This is a genomic window from Winogradskyella sp. PC-19, from assembly GCF_002163855.1.
Lineage (GTDB): Bacteria > Bacteroidota > Bacteroidia > Flavobacteriales > Flavobacteriaceae > Winogradskyella.
The window spans coordinates 1641425-1661911 of sequence record NZ_CP019332.1; the positions used below are offsets into that span (position 1 = coordinate 1641425).

At 33.3% G+C, this 20487-nt stretch carries 16 protein-coding genes; 4 read left to right on the forward strand and 12 right to left on the reverse strand.

Translation table 11 applies throughout. The features are described 5' to 3' along the window. Positions 1 to 65: 65 nt before the first annotated feature. The 10 genes from BTO05_RS07515 to uvrC all read right to left on the reverse strand — a co-directional run bounded on the left by BTO05_RS07515 (position 66) and on the right by uvrC (position 15293). Positions 66 to 3293: a TonB-dependent receptor domain-containing protein gene (locus BTO05_RS07515; protein WP_087492070.1), complete on the reverse strand. Its 3228-nt coding sequence runs from the start codon at positions 3291 to 3293 to the stop codon at positions 66 to 68. 138 nt (positions 3294 to 3431) lie between these two features. Then, the gene (gene pgi / locus BTO05_RS07520; protein WP_087492071.1) at positions 3432 to 5072 is read right to left on the reverse strand and encodes a glucose-6-phosphate isomerase; all 1641 of its coding nucleotides are present in this window, start codon (positions 5070 to 5072) and stop codon (positions 3432 to 3434) included. A 2-nt stretch (positions 5073 to 5074) separates the two neighbouring features. Continuing rightward, a complete protein-coding gene (locus BTO05_RS07525) occupies positions 5075 to 6370 on the reverse strand; it encodes a peptidoglycan DD-metalloendopeptidase family protein (RefSeq protein ID WP_087492072.1) in 1296 nt (431 codons plus the stop codon). Positions 6371 to 6384: 14 nt separating this feature from the next. After that, complete coding sequence (locus BTO05_RS07530) at positions 6385 to 7317, reverse strand: tryptophan 2,3-dioxygenase family protein (RefSeq protein ID WP_087492073.1); 933 nt, start codon at positions 7315 to 7317, stop codon at positions 6385 to 6387. Between the two features lie 2 nt (positions 7318 to 7319). Further along, entirely contained in the window at positions 7320 to 8111 is a 792-nt protein-coding gene (locus tag BTO05_RS07535; RefSeq protein ID WP_087492074.1) for a DUF3108 domain-containing protein, read from the reverse strand. 144 nt (positions 8112 to 8255) lie between these two features. Further along, entirely contained in the window at positions 8256 to 9416 is a 1161-nt protein-coding gene (gene hppD, locus BTO05_RS07540; RefSeq protein WP_087492075.1) for a 4-hydroxyphenylpyruvate dioxygenase, read from the reverse strand. Between the two features lie 3 nt (positions 9417 to 9419). After that, the gene (locus tag BTO05_RS07545) at positions 9420 to 9896 is read right to left on the reverse strand and encodes a CCC motif membrane protein (RefSeq protein WP_087492076.1); all 477 of its coding nucleotides are present in this window, start codon (positions 9894 to 9896) and stop codon (positions 9420 to 9422) included. Positions 9897 to 9929: 33 nt separating this feature from the next. Beyond that, the gene (locus BTO05_RS07550; protein ID WP_087492077.1) at positions 9930 to 11087 is read right to left on the reverse strand and encodes a homogentisate 1,2-dioxygenase; all 1158 of its coding nucleotides are present in this window, start codon (positions 11085 to 11087) and stop codon (positions 9930 to 9932) included. A gap of 170 nt (positions 11088 to 11257) precedes the next feature. Continuing rightward, positions 11258 to 13498 carry a patatin-like phospholipase family protein gene (locus BTO05_RS07555; RefSeq protein ID WP_317041889.1) on the reverse strand — a complete coding sequence of 747 codons (2241 nt, stop codon included), beginning with the start codon at positions 13496 to 13498 and terminating at the stop codon, positions 11258 to 11260. Further along, positions 13488 to 15293 carry an excinuclease ABC subunit UvrC gene (uvrC, locus tag BTO05_RS07560; protein ID WP_087492079.1) on the reverse strand — a complete coding sequence of 602 codons (1806 nt, stop codon included), beginning with the start codon at positions 15291 to 15293 and terminating at the stop codon, positions 13488 to 13490. The genes BTO05_RS07555 and uvrC overlap by 11 nt, the downstream gene beginning before the upstream one ends. Positions 15294 to 15381: 88 nt before the next feature. Between uvrC and BTO05_RS07565 the strand changes: the two genes are divergently transcribed. Genes BTO05_RS07565 through BTO05_RS07580 form a run of 4 tightly spaced genes read left to right on the forward strand, consistent with a single transcriptional unit; the run spans position 15382 to position 18224 of the window. Continuing rightward, positions 15382 to 15804, forward strand: coding sequence for an ATP-dependent zinc protease (locus tag BTO05_RS07565; RefSeq protein ID WP_087492080.1), 423 nt, complete (start codon positions 15382 to 15384; stop codon positions 15802 to 15804). A gap of 1 nt (position 15805) precedes the next feature. Beyond that, positions 15806 to 16681, forward strand: a complete 876-nt coding sequence (gene rimK / locus BTO05_RS07570; RefSeq protein ID WP_087492081.1) for a 30S ribosomal protein S6--L-glutamate ligase — start codon at positions 15806 to 15808, stop codon at positions 16679 to 16681. Between the two features lie 14 nt (positions 16682 to 16695). After that, positions 16696 to 17664 carry a succinylglutamate desuccinylase/aspartoacylase family protein gene (locus BTO05_RS07575; RefSeq protein WP_087492082.1) on the forward strand — a complete coding sequence of 323 codons (969 nt, stop codon included), beginning with the start codon at positions 16696 to 16698 and terminating at the stop codon, positions 17662 to 17664. After that, complete coding sequence (locus tag BTO05_RS07580) at positions 17664 to 18224, forward strand: 5-formyltetrahydrofolate cyclo-ligase (RefSeq protein WP_087492083.1); 561 nt, start codon at positions 17664 to 17666, stop codon at positions 18222 to 18224. Before BTO05_RS07575 ends, BTO05_RS07580 begins: the two co-directional genes overlap by 1 nt. Before the next feature lie 3 nt (positions 18225 to 18227). On the opposite strand, the gene BTO05_RS07585 is transcribed toward BTO05_RS07580, so the two are convergent. Together BTO05_RS07585 and BTO05_RS07590 are read right to left on the reverse strand one after the other, a co-directional pair. Then, entirely contained in the window at positions 18228 to 18986 is a 759-nt protein-coding gene (locus BTO05_RS07585; protein WP_087492084.1) for a phosphoribosyltransferase family protein, read from the reverse strand. 11 nt (positions 18987 to 18997) lie between these two features. Then, on the reverse strand, positions 18998 to 20452 hold the full coding sequence (locus BTO05_RS07590) for a nicotinate phosphoribosyltransferase (protein WP_087492085.1): 1455 nt from the start codon (positions 20450 to 20452) through the stop codon (positions 18998 to 19000). Positions 20453 to 20487: the final 35 nt, after the last annotated feature.

Here is a 20487-nt window from a genome sequence, read left to right on the forward strand (position 1 = left end):
ACATTATATAACAAAAAAAACGCAACTTAAAAAGTTGCGCTTTTTTTATTTATTGAATTAAGATATTAGAATGAATATCTTAAACCAACTTGCATTTGCCATCTAGATGATTGGATACCGCTATCATCAATTTGGTTAATGTTATTAATACCAGAATCTAAGACTCTGAAGACAGGATCTGGTCCGGCAGTTCTTGTCTGTAAAATTTGAACATTACCACTTGCAAAATTTCTATTACCCCATTCTTTATTTAAAAAGTTAGTGAAGTTAAAAATGTCAAATGTCGCTTGGAACGTGTGTTTTTTTCCGAATGCATTTACAGAGAAGTCTTGAGCAACTCTTAAGTCAATTACATGGCTCCATGGTCCTTGAGTACCGTTTCTCTCTGCATATTGTCCTCTTCTACTACTAAGATATTCATTACCGCTTATTATTGCATCTAATGTCATCCATTCATCATTAGTTGATCCACTGTTGTTAGAATCTTCTAAAGTAATTTCAGTTGCATCAGCTGGTATATAAATCAAAGCGTTATCTCTTGAATCATCATTTAATAAATCTGCTCCATCTCTGTATGTGAAAGAATAAGGTCTTGATTCTGCTCCTTCATAGAATAATCCGATTTTTGTAGAAATGTTTTCGTTCCATTTAAAGTCAAAACCAAAATTACTTGTAATTCTATGTCCTTGATTAAAATCAGATCTTGTTACAGGTAAGTTAGAGTTTTTTCCGTTTACGGTTTGGATATTTCTCCACTGAGAACTATTCTGTGATGATGTTCCATCAAAAATAGCAGTTGTTTCACCATAAGAATAATTAACAGAACCTTCAAGAGCTAACCAATCTGTAAGATTTGTATATGGCTTACGTAAAGAAAAAGTTGTGTTCCATGAATCACCACCACCTGTGTTAGACGCAAGCATGATACGCCCATAAGTAGGATCAACTTCATCTCTTCTATCATAGAATGGTCTTCCATCAGCACCATTTAAAAATCCAGCAGGTCCACCTACATTTAAATTTTCGTAGTAAATCTCTGTTATATTATCTACCCAAAAAGCATCTACACTAGCAATTAGTCCTAGGAAAGGTAATTTTTGATCAACAGCTATATTCATTTTAAATCTCTGGGGTAATTTAAAATCTGGAGCAAATAAATCGATATTACCACCTGTTCCTCCAGAACCTGGAGCTACATGTACAGGTTGGTTATTAATATCTGGGTTAAAGTTTACACCGCCACTAATATTAAAGATATTTGAATATCCTCCAGTAACTCCATTATTGTTGTACGTCCCACCAGGCCATACTAATGGTAATCTAGATGTAAAAATCCCTAAACCACCTCTAATCTGAGTTGTTTTATTTCCTTTAACATCCCAGTTAAATCCTAATCTTGGTGATAAATGTGCTTGAGTTCTAACTCCTTTACCTACTCTTGCTCCTTGTAAATCTTTTCCAGCTGCTTCAAGAATTGGAACAGTAGTATTATTAAAAGCGTCGTTAACAGCACCATCTTCCCAAATAGGAAAATCAAAACGTAAACCAGCAGTTAACTTAAAGTTATCTGAAACCTGCACTTCATCCTGAACATAGAAACCTAATTGTGAAGTATTGAATTCTGATGCACCAGCTGATTCATCTCCCACAACACCTGAACCAACAAGAGAATATCCTTTTTGGTAAAAGTCTACTATATCGTTGTTAAAATCACTTACACTATTAAAGGTGTAATCTCCATAGTTAAAAGCAAAGAATAAATTCTTGATTTTTGCAAACTCATTGTGAGTACCTAAGGTAATTGTATGTCTTCCTTTATAAATCTCAAAGTTGTTCGTTATTGTTAAAACATCTTGGTCGAGTAAGTTAGCCGTAGAGAAAGGCTCCGCACCAAATGTAATAGTACCTGCACCATCATCTATATCAACAGATGGGAATGGATTTCCTAATGGATCTCTATCATCTCTAACTCTAGTATAACCTAATAAGAAATTATTACTGATGTTGTTACCTTGATAATTCCATTCTAAAGAAGATGAAAAAGTCTTCGTATTGAATAACTCAGAACCATTAATGAAAGATATTCTACTATTACTAGAACCTCTTGCTTCTAAATTATCTGCTCCAGCATATCTAGTGCTTAAAGATAATTTATTGTTGTCATTAATGTTCCAATCTAACTTCATTGTTATCTTGTCACTTTCTAATGTTCTTGTGTTATTTTCGAAACCACCTACATCATAACCGTATTGAGACAATATTGAACTAGCAAGTGCATTTATCTCAGCTAGACTAGAATCACCTGTATAGTTACTAAAGTTAAAAGGTTGAGGTGTCTCGTCATTTTGTCTTTCGTAATTTAAGAAAAAGAACAACTTGTCCTTGATGATTGGGCCACCAACACGTACACCGTAGGTTTGTGCTGTAAATTCATCTAATTTCTCTGCAGTTTCACCTGTTCCTACTAAGTCAATAGGAGTTTTACCAGCTAAGTCTTGATTTCTTACAAATCCATAAGCTGATCCAGACCATTCATTACTACCACTTCTTGTAACGGCACTAATTGCTCCACCTGCAAAACCAGAAATCTTAACATCAAATGGTGCTAATTGTACAGTAAATGACTCAATAGCATCTACAGAGAATGGATTCACACCAGTCTGACCACCATTTGTTCCTGAACCTGCTAAACCAAATACATCATTATTAACTGCTCCATCAATATAAATACCATTATATCTGTTGTTTTGACCACCTAACGAAATTGAGAAACCATCATTACCTTCAGTAATTTGAGCCTGAGGAGTCAATCTCACAAAATCTGCAATAGACCTAGATGTCTGAGGTAAAGTCTCTATTTGACGTTTACTAATATTAGTAGCTGCTCCCGTTTTATTAGAATCAAAAATTCCCGTTCTGTCAGCTGTAATAACTACTTCATCAAGAGCACTTGCGTCTTCAACCATTTTAGTACTAATTCTCTCAGAATTACCTAATTGTAAAAAGACATTTTCTCTTGTAACTGTTTTGAATCCTACATAGGAAATTGTAACCTGATATGGGCCTCCAGTTCTCATGTTTGAAATACGGTAATAACCGTCAAAGTCAGTAGCAGCACCATATTTACTTCCTGTTGGAATGTGTATTGCTACTACAGTAGCACCAGGTAATGGCTCTCCTAGATTATCTGTGATTTGACCACCAAGAGAAGAGGTTGTTACACCTTGTGCAAATGAAACTGTTGTAAAAAGTAATACAACAGCAACAAATAAAAATTGAGTAATTTTTTTCATATTTAAATTAGTTGATTAACCCTGCAAAAATACGACTAATATTACTTAAAACATTAACGCAACGTTAAGATATTTTAACAATTTATTAACCGAACAAAATAAGCCTGTAAATCATCAATATTTAGGGAAGATTATTATCTATCTTTTATAAAAGCGTATTAAATTTTGAGTAGACTTATCGTGCGAATTTGGATTCTCATAAAAATTGAGTTCATTTAGTATTGTTTTTGCCAATTTTTTCCCTAATTCCACGCCAAATTGGTCATAACTAAAGATATTCCAAACAACACCTTGAACAAAGATTTTATGCTCGTACATAGCTATTAGTTTTCCTAAACTTTCTGGAGTAAGTTTCTGAATTAAAATGGAAGTTGTTGGCTTATTACCGTCAAAAACTTTAAACGGTAAAAGCATCTTTTTTTCTTCTTCTGATACGTTATTAACATTTAATTCTTCTAAAACTTCTGTTTCAGTCTTACCATTCATTAACGCCTCTGTCTGTGCGAAATAATTGGACATTAACTTATCGTGATGATTTTTATTACCATGCAAAGATTTTACGTATCCGATAAAATCGGTCGGTATCAACTTTGTCCCTTGATGAATCAACTGAAAAAATGCATGTTGTGAGTTTGTACCTGGTTCTCCCCAGATTAAAGTTCCTGTTTGGTAGTTTACCCTATTTCCATCTCTATCAATACTCTTTCCGTTACTCTCCATAATACCTTGTTGCATATAAGTTGCAAATTGATTTAGGTATTGAGTATATGGTATTATGGCTTCACTTTCTGCTTTAAAAAAATTGTTATACCAAATCGTTAATAGTGCTGAAATTACAGGTATGTTTTCTTCAAAATCCGAAGTCTTAAAGTGTTCATCCATTTTATTAGCACCTAAAAGTAAGCTTTCAAAATTTTTATTTCCAACAGCCAAACTTATTGATAAGCCAACAGCACTCCAAAGTGAAAAACGACCACCAACCCAATCCTTCATCGGAAATATATTTTCTTCTGCAATTCCAAATTCTTTTACGCTTTCGATATTGGTGGATACGGCTACAAAATGATTGGCTACAGCTTCTTTTGGTTGTGATTGTAAAAACCAGTCTCTAATAGAATTGGCATTTGATAACGTTTCTTGAGTTGTAAATGTTTTTGAAACAATTACAAAGAGCGTAGTTTCTGGATTAAGTTTTTTTACTATCTCTTGATAATGGTCTCCATCAACGTTACTTACAAAATGTGTATTGAGTTGATTTTTATAAAACTGGAGGGAATCAACTACCATTGCTGGCCCTAAATCCGAGCCTCCAATTCCAATATTCACAACATCTGTAATCTGCTTTCCTGTAAATCCTTTATGATTTCCGTTTGTAACTGCATCGGTAAAATTTTTAATCTTTTCCTTTACAGCATAAACACCTGGAATAACATTCTCACCATCTACAAAAACCTCGGCATTTTTTGAAGCTCTAAGTGCTGTATGAAGCACTGCACGACCTTCTGTTTGATTGATTATATCACCCTCAAAATATTTTGAAATCGCATCCTTTAAATTCAGCTCTTCAGCTAAATTTATTAGTAAAGTCAATGTTCCTTTAGTAATTCTATTTTTTGAAAAGTCAACATAAAAATCATCCCAAATTACTGTTAGTTCACTTGCTCTTTTAGGATTGGTCTTAAAAAGTTCCTTAAGATGACTATCTTTTAATTCTAAAAAATGAGATTGTAGTTTTGACCATGCTTTGGTCGTTGTTGGGTTGGTTACTTGTAATGCCATAGTTATTGTATCTCTGAGAGTGTCTCTTCAGTTTCTGGAGGAAGAGAATCTTCGACCAAAATAATTTTATCTAATCTTTGTTTTATCGGAACCATATAATCTAAAAATTTGACTTTCAAGCTATCCGATATTGGTTTTGCTTCTGGTAATTTTTGTTTAAAAGGGTCGACTTGTTTTCCGTTTTTCCAAAAGCGATAACAAACATGATTTCCGGCTGAGCTTCCAGTGTTACCAACAAGTCCAATTATATCGCCTTGCTTTACAAATTGTCCTACTTTTACTTTTCTCTTAGACATGTGTAGGTATTGGGTTTCGTAGGTTGCATTATGTCTGATTTTTACATACTTACCATTACCTCTTGTATAAGAAGATTTAGTAACCGTACCATTTGCAGTCGCTAAAATTGGTGTTCCATTTGCTGCTGCAAAGTCAGTCCCTCGATGGGCTTTTACGCGATAACCATAATGTGCAATTCGCCTTTTTAAATTATACCTTGAAGATACTCGCCCTCCAAATTTAATAGGTGATTTTAAAAATGCACGTCTTAAGTTTTTTCCTTCTTCACTTAGATAATCAATAACTCCCTTTACACTATCGGTTTCAAATTCAAAAGCATAAAATGGCTTTTTATTATGTTCAAAGTAAGCGGCTTTAACTTGGTCAACACCTGCATAAACACTGTCATCAATATATTTATCTGTGTAGATTACCTTGAATCTATCACCAGGCTGCAAGCGGTTAAAATCTATAGTCCATGCGTAGATATCATTAGCCATTTTATTTGCTAAACGCTGACTTAACCCTTTTTTATCTAAAACCATTGAAATACCACTACCTTGGGGTATGACACCCGATGCTTCTCGTTCAACATATTTAATAGGCTTCTTTCCATTGTAAGTTTGTATCGAATCTTGAAAATCTATAACTACGTAGTCTATTTTATTGGATTGATATATAAAACTTTGTGGTGTTTCTAAACTATCTTTTGCACAAAGTAAAGTGTAGGGTTTTCCGACTTGTAGTCTTCGAATATCAAACGAATCTTTTGCTTTTTCTGCAATTTGAAAGATTTTTGGGTAGCCTAAATTATTACGTTCTAAGATTACTCCGAAACTATCGCCTGACTTTATAGTATCGCGTTTTACAATGAAATCATCGAGATTAAAACCAAATTCGAAGTGTTCTTCAACTTCTTCAATAACAGCTATATCTTCAGTAATTTCTTCTGTTTTATCTTCTTTACATGCCCATAATGTTGCAGCAAAGACTACAAACCAAATTGACCTTTTAAGTTGCATTTATCCTTTTCTATTTAAATATTAGTTCCCCAATTTTGTAATTCTTCTTCACTCCATAAATCTGGAAAGAAAATACGACGTTGGTATTTTGGATGCATATATTTTTTCCAATCGCTTCCTCCAGTAGCTTCTCCATCACCGATACCACTTTCTATATAATGTTTTGCAGCATTATAATGCGCCATTACCCAAGTTACGTTTACCATATAATCATAGTGTCGCATCGCCTTAATTAAGTCTAAATCTTCTTGGTCTTCTTTTGGTAACTCTTTGAAACGTGTCCAAAGGTTTTTGGTATTATAGGTTTCCATGAATCTTAAAAATTCGTCTTTATAACGCTTTTCAAAATTTCTGAGTAATGTCGATTTTTCTCCTGTTTTATGGTCTTTTCCAGCAGCTTGCCAATACAAATGCTCAAAAGCATGTGTGTATGGTGTATTTCTATCAATATCTTTTCGGAATCTATAATCTATAAGATTAATTAGTTCTGTAGAAGCAAACTCAATAAATCTATATTGCGCACTTTGAAAACCACTTGCAGGAGTTAAGGTATATCTAAACTTCATGTATTGCTCTACTTCCATACCTTCTCTCATGATATTAAAAGAAGTCGTTAACATGTCAAAGTATCTTGAAACACGCATAATTTTACTCTCAAAATAATCAGCCTTTAAATCTTCTTTTTCGGCTACTTGAGAAATTTCCCAAAGTATCATTTTAAAAATAAGTTCATTAATTTGATGATAGGCAATAAACACCATTTCATCCGGCAATGTTGTGCGTTGTGTTTGCAATCCAAGCAAACCATCTGTTTGAATGTAATCCCAATAAGTAATTGGTTTACTGTATAGCAATCCTAAAAGGTGGTCGTCAGTATCTTGGTCGATATCATCGTACTTTTGTTGAAGTGCTTTTATAATGTGCGAATAATCTGGTTGGTTGGACATGTTTAATCGAATTGAACTTGAAAGGAATGTTTTAGTCCTTTATATTGCGTAAGGTCAGCTCTTAAAGAACCGACAGCTAAGTCTGCTTTAATTTTTAAAGGTATTTTATTTTTGTCAGCACTGACCCAAAGCGTTAAACTTTCTTCTTCTTTAAAAACACGGCCAGCCATTACGTATGGTCTAAACTTTAATGTCTTTACCTTAACACGATTACCGTTAACTGTAGTCTTAATGGTTTCACGACCTAAAAACTTTAGTTTAAATGGGTAGTTTTCTTCATCAAAAAACATACTTAACTTTACGACATCTCCAACCTTAATCTTATCCGTACTATAGTTATTTCTTAAGTAGTAAAATGCAGAAACCAAATCTTGAACATTAGTATCTATATCTACAGTTTTTAAAGTTTTACGTTTTTTATTATTGACTTCTGCTTTCTTATTGTTGTGATCAAAGGCTATTTCTATATCTTTAGTGTGTCCTCCTTCGTCTATTTTTCTGACAAATTTATATGGTAAACCAGTGTCTTTATCAAAATAAGACTCATAACGATCTCTTACTTTAAAAAACCAATTTATAGCTCCTGTAGTTTTGCCCTTACCAACTACATGGTAAACAGGTTTTCCTTGGTGCTTTTTTTCTTTAATTTGAAGTGTGGCCTCACCTGCTTTTAACCAACCACTATAACTCATACGAAACTTAAACCATTCTCCATCTTTGAAAGCAGATTCTTGCTGTCCAAAACTAGAATGAACGGTTAATAATAGTATTAAAAAAGGTAAAAGCTTTTTCATAATATATGAGTATTGCAAATGTAATTTTTTATCTACACTTAATTTGTATTATTTCTACATTTACAATTACTATTCCAAAAGTATTAAAACTAAAAACACCATCTATCTAAAGATGGTGTTTTAACGTAAATACAACATTGTATATTATAATGTTCCTCTTTTGGCTTGCTCGCGTTCAATAGACTCGAAAAGCGCTTTAAAGTTTCCTGCACCAAAGCCTTTTGCTCCCATACGTTGTATGATTTCGAAAAACAAGGTCGGTCTGTCTTCTACTGGTTTTGTGAAAATTTGTAACAGATAACCTTCTTCATCGGCGTCTATCATTATACCTAAAGCTTTTAGCCTTTCGATATCCTCTTTTAATTCGTGACTAAATTCTTCTAATCGACCAGGAACAGACTTATAATATTCATCTGGTGGCGTTGATAAAAATTCTACACCATTAGAACGTAATTGTGATACAGTTTTTAAGATATCGTCGGTAGCAACAGCGATGTGTTGCACACCTGCGCCTTCATAAAAATCTAAATATTCTTCGATTTGAGAGCGTTTTTTTCCTTCAGCTGGTTCGTTAATAGGGAATTTAATACGACCATTTCCATTAGACATCACTTTACTCATTAATGCCGAGTATTCTGTATGTATTTGTTTGTCATCAAAAGATAAAAAGTTTTCAAAGCCCATAACATCTTCGTACCATTTTACCCAGACATCCATTTGGTTCCAACCTACATTACCCACCATATGATCTATATATTTTAGGCCAGCTGCTGGTGGATTGTAATCAGATTCCCATTTTACAAATCCTGGTAAAAATGCGCCGTTATAGTTTTTGCGCTCTACAAACATATGCACAGTCTCACCATAAGTATAGATTCCTGCTCTGACCACTTCTCCATAATCATCGCTTTCCACAACTGGTGCCATATATGATTTCGCGCCTCGTGATGTTGTTTCTTCATAAGCTTTACGAGCATCTTCTACCCAAAGTGCTACGATTTTGACACCGTCACCATGTTTTACTATATGGTCGTTAATTTTAGATTTACTATTTAACGGTGTTGTTAGCATTAACTTAATTTTATCTTGAGTCAACACATAGCTTACCGAATCTTTAGCTCCAGTCTCTAAACCACGATAAGCATGAGACTGAAACCCAAATGCGGTTTTATAAAAATGTGCTGCTTGCTTTGCATTACCTACATAAAACTCCACATAATCTGTACCTAAAAGCGGTAAGAAATCTTGTGCGCCTTCAAATATTTTTTCTAGTCCGTAATTGACGGATTTTATTTCTTTTGCCATGACTTAGTTTTTATTTATGATTGAATCAATATTAACTGAATCAATTTCTTTTTCAATATTATACGCTTCTGCTTCAATAACTATTGTGTCTGATTCCCATTTGTAATCATCGTATTCACTTGTTTCAAAATCATTCATCTGACCTTGACGAATACCTTCTAGAATAGCTGTAGATAAAAAGGTTCCGTATATCGCAAATATGATAATGAAAAACAAAAACGTAATCGCATTTAGTATTACAGCTATAATATTTATTACTCTTGCTGTGTTAACGTTAGTGTAACTACTTCTCTCATAAGCTTCAGGATTTTCTCTGTATTGCCTTAAACTTTTGTTTGCCATCACTAGTCCAGCAATACTTAGTCCCAAAGGAATAATTGCAGATACTCCATAACAACAACATCCTGCTATACCAAATACTAATGCTATAATACCTAACACCAAAGAGGTTGGATCTGCTGGTAATTTACTTTTAAACATTTAATTATTTTATATTAATTGATTGACTTTATTTTACTCTAACCACGATTTATAATAATCACCATCAGCAATTTTCATAGCTTCTTCAGTAACTTGTAATGGTTTGAATGTATCTACCATTACAGCCAACTCATCCGTTTTCACCTTACCAATACTACGCTCCATCGCACCTGGATGTGGGCCATGAGGTATGCCTGCTGGATGTAACGAAATATGACCTGCATCGATATCATTACGGCTCATAAAGTCACCATCTACGTAATACAATACCTCATCACTATCAATATTACTATGATTATAAGGTGCAGGAACCGCCTTAGGATGGTAATCGTATAACCTTGGTACAAAGCTACAGATTACAAAAGCATCAGTTTCAAAAGTTTGATGTACTGGCGGCGGCTGATGTACACGACCTGTTATAGGTTCAAAATCATGAATTGAAAATGCATACGGATAATTATAGCCATCATAACCCACAACATCAAAAGGGTGTGAGGCGTACACCATATCAAAAATTTCGCCTTGCTTTTTTATTTTAATTAAAAAATCTCCTGATTCGTTATAGGTCTCTAATTCATGTGGTCTTCTGATGTCTCGCTCACAAAAGGGAGAATGTTCTAATAATTGACCAAACCAATTTCGATATCGTTTTGGTGTGTAAATCGGGCGATAAGACTCAACAATAAATAAACGGTTGTCTTCTGTATCAAAGTCTAGTTTATAAATTATTCCACGAGGCACTAATAAATAGTCTCCATATTTAAAATCTAAATTACCTAGATGTGATCGTAATTTCCCAGTGCCTCTATGAATGAATATTAACTCATCGGCATCGGTATTTTTATAAAAATAATCTTTAGTTGAAGTCTTTGGCGCTGATAAAATAATATTACAATCGCTGTTAGTTAAAACTATTTTTCGGCTTTTCAGATAATCGTTTTCTGGTGTTACTTTAAATCCATGCAACCGCAAAGAGTGCATATTATTTGCCTTCGCAATTTTTGGTGCAACACTATACTGTCCTTTTATTTCTTTGACTTGTGTTGGTCGTTGCTCGTGATAGCTGTTTGTTGACATACCATCAAAACCAATGGTACCAAACAATTGCTCATAATAAAAGCTACCGTCTGGTTTTTTGAATTGTGTATGTCTTTTAGGTGGAATTTCTCCGAGTTTATGATAAAATGGCATTTTATAACTGTTTAGTTGTTCTTAGTTGAGTATTTAGCTGTGTAAAAAACTCTATGCTTATAAAGTTACAAAAATGCGTGCTTATTCTGGATTCCTTTTTATAAGGAAATGAAGATGAAGTTTTAAATCTGTCCAGAATGCTTTCATATTTACAAATATCTAAAAATTTATTAGAACCAAAAACCTACATTAAAAAACCAATAACTTTCGTAAACTTCTGGAGAATATATATACTTTGCTTCAATGGGACCTAAAAAAGTTTCTAGTGAATAACCTAAAGCATAGCCAGTGTAATCTGGAGCTGAAAACCATTCGCCATCATCGAAAATATTATTGTCAATATTAGCAAAATTACCTGATAGCATGATGTGATGTTTTTTAAACAACTCATAATCTAAATTAATATCTGCTTTCACAAAGCTATTACCCACAACAGACACATAGTCATAGCCGTAAAAAGAACGGAAATTATTAATAAAATTCTGACCGTATCCACCAAAGGCAAAATCAAGAAAATTTGTAGAGCGATCACCTAGCTGAAAGCCACCTGAAGTACCTAGATTTATTGACAACTTATCTGTAAGGCTAAACGCATAACCAATATCGGCACTAGCAATTGAGAATGGATTAAAATCTCTATTAAATTTGCTAGCAGAGATATACCAATGTAGATTACCATCAAATGAAAAGCCATTATTAGGAAAATACTTATTATCATAAGTATCTACTTTAAGTCCTCCAAAAAGGCTTAAATAATCAGTGTTTTCGAAAGTGAAATCTTCATCGGCAATACTACTATTTAAGGTTTCAGTTGTAATTTTTAATCGCTTATGCTCAAAACCGGCACTTATAGAAAACTCTTTTGCTAATAATGTCTGGAAATATAATTGGTTGGTCTGGTCTTGCAATTCTACATCTACTTTGTTGAGACCCACCAAAAGTGGATCACTAGGTTCTAATAATAAATTAGCGTTTACTAGCCTATCAAACTGGTTATACCTTGATTTTAATCCAATACTAACGTAAAATCCTTTGTCTATAAAATAATCAAAATTATATCTAATATTATCTCCAAGAATAATATCTAAAGATGCAAAATCATTTTTAGAAATTAGTCGCTTCTTGGTAACATTAAGCAAAGCCGCACTTTTATAAAGCCCATCATAATGAAGTCCTAACCTAAGTAGAGCACTATTTTTAGATTCAATAATCCTAGCGTCTAAATCATAAACATCTTCTACTTCTGTTGGCACTAATTTATATCTTAAAGCATCAAAATTGTTGGTTGCTATGAGATTACTAACACCTTTATCTAATTGGTTATAACTAATACTTTCGTAGCCTTTAAGTTTTAGTTTTCCCAAAACATACGAACGCGTGTAACGATTATTACCTGTTACCCTTACATAACCTAATTTTATACTATCCTTAATGGTGATATTTCTTTTTACCGAAAACTCTTTTTGTTGTTTTTTGAGTTTAACAAGCGCTTCTATTTGATTTCGTGCAGCAATCTCTCCGTTTCTTACAATGTCTCTACCTTCATTAAAAGAAATAACTGAAAAATTAGTAATATCTGGTTTTATATAAATATCGGTAAGCTTACGCTTATCCTTCATGTCATTTATAGTTCTAAAATTATTAATCTGAAGCAAGATATCTGGTGCAGACGCTAAAGCTTCTCTATCTTTTAAATCGTCTTGCACATCTACTCCGATAATAATATCCATGCCTTTTGCCCTTAGTTCTTCGATAGGATAATTGTTAGTCACACCTCCGTCGATATAAATTTTATCATCAATTTTTACAGGTTGGAATAAAGAAGGAAAAGCACCGCTAGCTGCAATAGCTTCAGGCAAACTTCCTTTATCCATAATTATAGGTCGGCCAGTTTCAATATTTGTGGCTATACAAAAGAAAGGTGTTGGCAAATCATTAAAGTCATCAACATCATTGACATGTAACATTAATTTGTAAAGCAAATTATAGACATTTTGCCCTCTTGATAAACCCGAAGGTAGTGATACTTTGAATTTATCAAAAGGCAGGCTTATAGCATAACGTTCCGAATTGTTTCGTTCTATTAGGGATTTAGAATTTCTGGAAAACTTATCATTAATAAGGTCGTCAAAATTAATAGACTTAAATATAGAATCTAGTTGCTTCCCTGAATATCCTGAAGCATATAGAGAACCTATTATTGCACCCATACTTGTACCCGCAATATGGTCAACTTTGATACCTAAACTATCAATTACTTTTAGAGTTCCAATATGAGCAAAACCTTTAGCACCACCACCACTTAATACTAAACCAACTTTAGGCTCATCAACATCTTGTGCAGATATCGAAAAGACAAAAAGCATCGTAAATACTAAGATGCATAATGATGTGGATTTATTATTTCTCAATTTCTTCCTTATGATAATAATTATATACTTTACTAGCTCTAGAAACACCAACTACAGCTTCGAGTTCATCTAGTTTAGCATTTGCAATTCTTTTTACAGTTTTAAACGTTTTCATCAAGTCTACTATTGTTTGCTCTCCAACGCCAGATATATTTTCTAATTCAGTTTTTAATGCACCTTTACTTCTTCTGTTTCTGTGATGCTCAATTCCGAAACGGTGCGCTTCATTACGTAATTGCTGAATAATTTTTAGTGTTTCACTTTTTTTATCTAAATATAATGGAATTGGGTCATCTGGATAAAATAATTCTTCCAAACGTTTTGCAATACCTATAGTTACAATCTTTTTCTCCAAACCTAATAACTTCAAACTTTTTAAAGCAGATGATAATTGTCCTTTACCACCATCTATAATAATAAGTTGTGGCAGTGGTTTATCTTCTTCTAATAAACGTTTATAGCGTCTAAAAACAACTTCTTCCATCGACGCAAAATCATCTGGCCCAACTACTGTTTTTATATTAAAATGACGGTAGTCTTTTTTACTAGGTTTACCATTTTTGAAAACTACACAAGCAGCAACTGGATTTGTCCCTTGAATATTACTGTTGTCAAAACACTCAATATGCCTTGGTTCTTCGGATAATCTTAAATCCGCTTTCATCTGCGCCATAATACGATTAGCATGGCGGTCTGGATCAACAATTTTTATTTGCTTCATTTTGTCCATGCGGTAATACTTCGCATTCCGAAGAGATAAATCTAAGATACTTTTTTTATCTCCAAGCTTTGGTATTGAAACCTTTACGTTATCTCCTAGATCTACCTTAAAAGGCACATATATTTCTTTTGAGTTAGAATGAAATCGTTGTCGTATTTCAGTAATGGCTAACTCTAATAATTCTGTATCTGACTCTTCCAATTTTTTCTTTATCTCTAAAGTATGGGAACGTATAATTGAACCGTAGGATAATTGTAAAAAATTGATATAAGCATAAGTTTCATCGCTAACAATCGAAAACACATCTACATTACTAATCTTGGGATTAACAACTGTTGACTTAGCTTGGTAATTTTCAAGAATATCTAATTTTTCCTTGACTTTCTGAGCATCTTCAAACTGCATATTTTCTGCAAATGTTTTCATTTGCTTTCTAAATTGCTGCAAGGAGTCTTTAAAATTTCCTTTTAAAATTTCACGAATAGCAGCCACATTACCGTGGTATTCTTCCTCAGTTTCTAAACCTTCACAAGCACCTTTACAATTTCCTAAATGGTATTCTAGACAGACTTTAAACTTGCCAGCTTCGACCTTTTCTTCTGTTAAGTGGTAATTACATGTTCGTAATTGGTATAAACCTTTAATTAAGCCCAATAAGGTTTTTACGGTTTTCATACTCGTATATGGCCCGAAATATTCAGAACCATCTTTGATAACACGTCTTGTAGGAAATACACGCGGAAAACGCTCTTTCTTAACACAAATCCAAGGATAGGATTTGTCATCTTTGAGTAATACATTATAACGCGGCTTGTACTTTTTTATAAGATTATTTTCAAGCAACAATGCATCACTTTCCGTCTCAACGACAATATGCTTTACTAACTTTATTTTGCGAACTAAAACTCGGGTTTTACCATTATCATGTTGTTTGGTAAAGTAAGAACTGACACGTTTTTTGATGTCTTTTGCCTTTCCGACATAAATCAAATTTTCATCCGCATCAAAATACTGATACACGCCAGGCTGATGTGGCAACGTTTTTATCTGTATTTGTAATGAAGTTTCTGACATTTATCAAAGGTAATAATTCGTATTTATCTGATGTATTTTCAATTGGTTTTATTATTACATTCGCCGCACAAAATTTTAATTTCATTAAATGCCAAAAAAACTTTTGGGCAGAGTTGATAAAATTGACTTCCCAGAATTACAATTATTTAATATAGATGCCAAAATCGATACTGGTGCATATACATCTGCGATTCACTGTTCTGATATTATAGAGCAAAACAACACACTTATCTGTACGTTTAATAGTGAAGGTCATAATAACTTTAAGAGTGAAAAAGTCACATTTACCGACTATAGTTATACAGATGTAAAAAGTAGTAACGGCCACAAAGAAAACAGATACAAAATCAAAACAACAGTAATATTCTTTGGAAAGAAGTATCGAATTAACCTAACTTTAAGCACTAGAGACGATATGAAGTTTCCGGTCTTAATCGGTCGACAATTTTTAAAACGAAAGTTTATTGTCGATGTAGATTTAATAGATCAATCTTATAATTTAAAAAAGTAAAATGAACATTGTAATCCTATCGCGTAATGCCAATCTTTATTCAACGAGTCGTTTAGTTGAAGAAGGCAAAAAACGAGGCCATACCATTGAAATTATTGACCCGTTAAAATGTGATATTATCATTGAGCGCGAAAAACCAACCATATATTATAAAGACAGATATCTGGATTATGTCGATGCTATTATTCCTCGTATTGGAGCGTCGGTGACTTTTTATGGTTGTGCAGTTGTAAGACAATTTGAAGAAATGGGCGTTTTTACCATAGCATCATCTGATTCTATTTTACGATCTCGAGACAAGCTAAAAAGCTTGCAACGCTTAAGTAAGGCTGGTATTGGTATGCCTAAAACTGTATTTACAAACTACTCGCGGGATGTAGAAGAAGTAATTGAGCATGTCGGCGGCACACCTTGTATTATAAAACTATTGGAAGGTACTCAAGGATTAGGTGTTGTTTTAGCTGAGTCAAAAAATGCAGCTGAATCAGTTTTAGAAGCTTTTAATGGTTTACAAGCACGTGTGATTGTTCAAGAATTTATTGGCGAAGCAAAAGGCGCAGACTTAAGAGCTTTGGTTGTTGATGGACAAGTTGTTGGCGCAATGAAACGCCAAGGAAAAGAAGGCGAGTTTCGCTCTAATCTACATCGTGGTGGTTCTGCAGAAATTATAAAGCTCAATCATGACGAACTTAAACTTGCTATGAATGCTGCAAAGGTTTTGAAACTACCTGTTTGCGGTGTAGACATGCTACAATCTTCACGTGGTCCTTTATTACTTGAGGTAAATTCAACACCAGGATTAGAAGGTATTGAAGGTGCTACAGGAAGAAATATAGCCAGAGCTATTATAAAATTTATTGAAAAAAATAGAAAATAGAAACTATTTAATGCATGAGTGAGAAAGACGTTTTAGAAATTTTAGACAAAAAGGTAGGCTTAGGTCAAAGTGCAACCGTTAACTTTAATGTTGCCAAATTACACACACAAAATTCTATTGATGTTCCTGTAATTATAGAGCGTTCAAAAAAACCTGGCCCAACAGTTTTAATCACCGCAGGTATTCATGGCGATGAGGTCAATGGTGTAGAAATTGTACGTCAAATTATCGCTAAAGGTATTAACAAACCTAAACGAGGCACTATAATATGTATCCCAGTAATTAATGTATTTGGTTTTATTCACATGGACCGATTATTTCCGGACGGACGTGATTTAAACCGTGTTTTTCCAGGAAGCAAAAATGGCTCTTTAGCAAGTCGTGTTGCTCACCAATTAATGACTAAAGTTGTACCTCATGCCGATTTGATTTTAGATTTTCATACTGGTGGTGCAGACCGATTTAATGCTGCACAAGTAAGAATAGTAAAAAATGAAGTTGTCTTAGACGAACTTGCCGAAGCTTTTGGTGCACCATTTATTTTCTATTCCAAAAATTTAAATAATTCTTTTAGAAATTCAGCTTACAAAAAAGGGATTCCTATTTTGCTTTTTGAAGGTGGAAAATCATTCAACATACACAATACAATTACTAATACTGGCGTAAATGGGGCAAAACGTGTTTTAAGTCATTTAGAAATGTTGCGGTCTCCTTTTAAAGTTAGTCAACCAAAAAAAGAGGCTGTAAAGATTTTAGATAGCAAATGGTTACGTGCTAGTTATTCGGGTATGTTTAAGCCTACAATATCTATCAACGCTCATGTCGAAAAAGGAGATGTTTTAGGTAACATAACTGATCCTTATGGGAGTTTTAATCATTTTGTGAAAGCGCCGAATAGCGGTTACATTTTTAACATTAACGAGTCTCCTTTAGTTTATCAAGGTGATGCTATTTTTCATATTTCAACAAAGCTAGAAGACTAATGACTAAGGCTGACATACGTAAAAAATATAAAGCACTTCGTGAACAATTAAGCGAGAATCAGATAGAAGATAATAGTCTTGCAATTGCTAACCAGTTATTACAATTAGACATCTGGAATCATTCTTTCTATCACATCTTCTTACCAATAGAAGAGCAAAAGGAAGTAAATACAGAATATATTTTAAACATATTAGCAGGAAAAGATAAGAACATAGTGATATCTAAAAGTAATTTTGAAGACTACTCGATGTCTCACTTTTTACTCACTGACAGTACTACTTTAAAAAAAAATGAATATAATATTCCTGAACCTATTGATGGTATAGCAATTTCTTCGTCACAAATAGATATCGTTTTTGTACCGCTTTTAGCCTTTGACACTAAAGGAAGTCGCGTCGGTTACGGAAAAGGGTTTTATGACCGTTTTCTATCTGAATGCAAACCAGAAACTCTAAAAATTGGTTTGTCTTTTTTTGAATCTGAAGAAGACATTGAAGCTTCTGAAAATGATGTTAAATTGGATTATTGTGTGAGTCCGAATGAGGTTTACCTATTCTAATTCTTATATTACTTTAAACTGTGTTACAAATTCATCTTTTATATTCTTAAAACTATTGGTGCAATATATATGATTAATAGCCCCTTTTAACTCCTCAAATCCATAATTAAATTGACCATGTGTAACATATAGAAATATTTTTGATGCACCTCGACATTTTAAAGCTTCTGCTAAAAATTTAAATGTTCGACCGCCATCAGCTAAATCGTCCACAATTAAGCATTCTTTATCTTTTACATCACCTTGAATACTTATTACTGGTGCCCCATCCACTCTAACTTTATTAGAGGGAACTAAATCTGCATTTAGCTTTTTAGCAATTTCATGAGTTGTCTTATAGGCACCAGCATCAGGGCTTACTAAAACTGGACTACCTATCTGATTAAATGCTTTTTTTACAAAATCTAAATGGGATATTTTTTCAGAGTTATCAATTAAAGCTAATGAGATTGAGCTATGTGGATGTAAAACAAAAATCTTGTCAAATCTCATATCATTAATAAATTTACAAATCACTTTTAAATCAAAAGATTCTCCTTTATTAAATCGTCTATCAGAACGTTGACCAATTAAGCATAGTATAGTTAATGTAGCAACTGTATTTTTATTGGTTGAATTTTCAGCATCCCAAGCTTCCTTTATCGAAGCTGCTTTAAATAAATCTTCATAGCTGTTTCCTCTTATTTTGATATCTAAATCACCACTTTCTATAATTTTAGCAGTTACTTGTCCATCATTAAATCTATTTATTTCGTATTTCATGACTACTATTTTTAAATACTTGCGTTAACTCTATCTCTTATTTCTTGTAAAGTAACTTGATTAACAAATTTTCCATCTTCATAAATCACAAGTAATTCTCCAGTATTTTCTTGTTCTGGAGTTACTTGGTCAACTAAAACATATTCATTATTTACCTTATCTACCTTTACTAATCCTTTTGCAGATTTTTTAATACCATCATCAGTAATTGGATCTTTAAAAATTTCTCTTCGTTCTCCGTTAACAACAACAGAAGTTGCTTTCATGGCAAATCCAAAAGTATCTCTAGTATTAAACTGGTATGTGAAAGATCCTATTCCTAAAACAACGTTTGTACTAGCAAAACCTTTATCACTCAAACGTTGACAAATATTTTCTGCTCTTTCAGTTGTAATACTGTCTCCGTAGATAGCTCCAATATGCGTATCAAGAACTTTAAAACCTTGATTATTTACAGTTCCTCCAAAAATATCCCAAAGCAACTCAATAACACCTTTATCTTTAGGAAGCTTCCCACCTGGTTTTCTTGTCTCCCCACAAATAATATCAACTGGGTCTCCACTATCAGGTCTTATAACTAATTTTCCATCTCTAGATAATACTTCTTCTTTTAATTCTGGTAAATATTTAGTCAATACCTTCCATAAATCCCAAGTATCGCTTACTACAGATAGTATTCCCGTTGGATAAGTATTCATTAAATGCCTAAATGTACCTATTTCGTCATCTTTAGTTCCTGCACACATTACTGAGTGTTCCGTTGCGTTAACAGAACCTACCACAAAACCTTCTGCATTATAATATTTACGTAAACTACTAATCACTGGTAGTGTATCAGAACCTAAAAAAACAGCTCCATGTCCCATTCCAGAAGAAACCGCACTTTGTAAACCTCCCATTCCACGCATTGAAAAATCATGCCCTTGAAAATCAATAAATGCTAAGTTTTCTTTATCTGTTTTTAAAATCCAATTCTTAAATATTCTTTTATAACATAATGCTATTGATGCAGATGTCATAGGTTGCCATAACATGGTAGACAAAATAGTTTCTAAGAAATTAGTAATCCAATAGAATTTTTTATCTGTATTGACCACAGTTACCATTGGCACTCTTACTGGTATTTCTAATCCTTCTGGCAATGATTTAACTTTTATTGGCAAGTATTGTAAATCATGTAATTCTTCGTAGTGACTTACATCATATTCAGCACCTAAATACATGGATAACTCTTCTTTCAACTCATTACAAACTTGTGCCTTTGGTTTAGCGAAAAAATTATCTTGAAAATAATCATGTAACCATTGAAATACATATTGTTGTCCAAATGAAACCACCTTATCACAACCTTTTGGAGCATATTTGTTACTTCTTGGTGTCCAATTAGAATATACTTCTTCTGTTCCTTTTGGATATTGTTGATGGTGTCCAGTTTTATATCCATCAGTTAATAGTAATCCGTTCATAATATTTTAATTTGCGTAAATATTACACAAATATA

What these genes read in the sequence shown, in the direction of transcription:
- BTO05_RS07515 (WP_087492070.1), bottom strand. Translation starts at nt 3,293, where the DNA reads ATGAAAAAAATTACTCAATTTTTATTTGTTGCTGTTGTATTACTTTTT.
- pgi (WP_087492071.1), bottom strand. Translation starts at nt 5,072, where the DNA reads ATGGCATTACAAGTAACCAACCCAACAACGACCAAAGCATGGTCAAAA.
- BTO05_RS07525 (WP_087492072.1), bottom strand. Translation starts at nt 6,370, where the DNA reads ATGCAACTTAAAAGGTCAATTTGGTTTGTAGTCTTTGCTGCAACATTA.
- BTO05_RS07530 (WP_087492073.1), bottom strand. Translation starts at nt 7,317, where the DNA reads ATGTCCAACCAACCAGATTATTCGCACATTATAAAAGCACTTCAACAA.
- BTO05_RS07535 (WP_087492074.1), bottom strand. Translation starts at nt 8,111, where the DNA reads ATGAAAAAGCTTTTACCTTTTTTAATACTATTATTAACCGTTCATTCT.
- hppD (WP_087492075.1), bottom strand. Translation starts at nt 9,416, where the DNA reads ATGGCAAAAGAAATAAAATCCGTCAATTACGGACTAGAAAAAATATTT.
- BTO05_RS07545 (WP_087492076.1), bottom strand. Translation starts at nt 9,896, where the DNA reads ATGTTTAAAAGTAAATTACCAGCAGATCCAACCTCTTTGGTGTTAGGT.
- BTO05_RS07550 (WP_087492077.1), bottom strand. Translation starts at nt 11,087, where the DNA reads ATGCCATTTTATCATAAACTCGGAGAAATTCCACCTAAAAGACATACA.
- uvrC (WP_087492079.1), bottom strand. Translation starts at nt 15,293, where the DNA reads ATGTCAGAAACTTCATTACAAATACAGATAAAAACGTTGCCACATCAG.
- BTO05_RS07565 (WP_087492080.1), top strand. Translation starts at nt 15,382, where the DNA reads ATGCCAAAAAAACTTTTGGGCAGAGTTGATAAAATTGACTTCCCAGAA.
- rimK (WP_087492081.1), top strand. Translation starts at nt 15,806, where the DNA reads ATGAACATTGTAATCCTATCGCGTAATGCCAATCTTTATTCAACGAGT.
- BTO05_RS07575 (WP_087492082.1), top strand. Translation starts at nt 16,696, where the DNA reads ATGAGTGAGAAAGACGTTTTAGAAATTTTAGACAAAAAGGTAGGCTTA.
- BTO05_RS07580 (WP_087492083.1), top strand. Translation starts at nt 17,664, where the DNA reads ATGACTAAGGCTGACATACGTAAAAAATATAAAGCACTTCGTGAACAA.
- BTO05_RS07585 (WP_087492084.1), bottom strand. Translation starts at nt 18,986, where the DNA reads ATGAAATACGAAATAAATAGATTTAATGATGGACAAGTAACTGCTAAA.
- BTO05_RS07590 (WP_087492085.1), bottom strand. Translation starts at nt 20,452, where the DNA reads ATGAACGGATTACTATTAACTGATGGATATAAAACTGGACACCATCAA.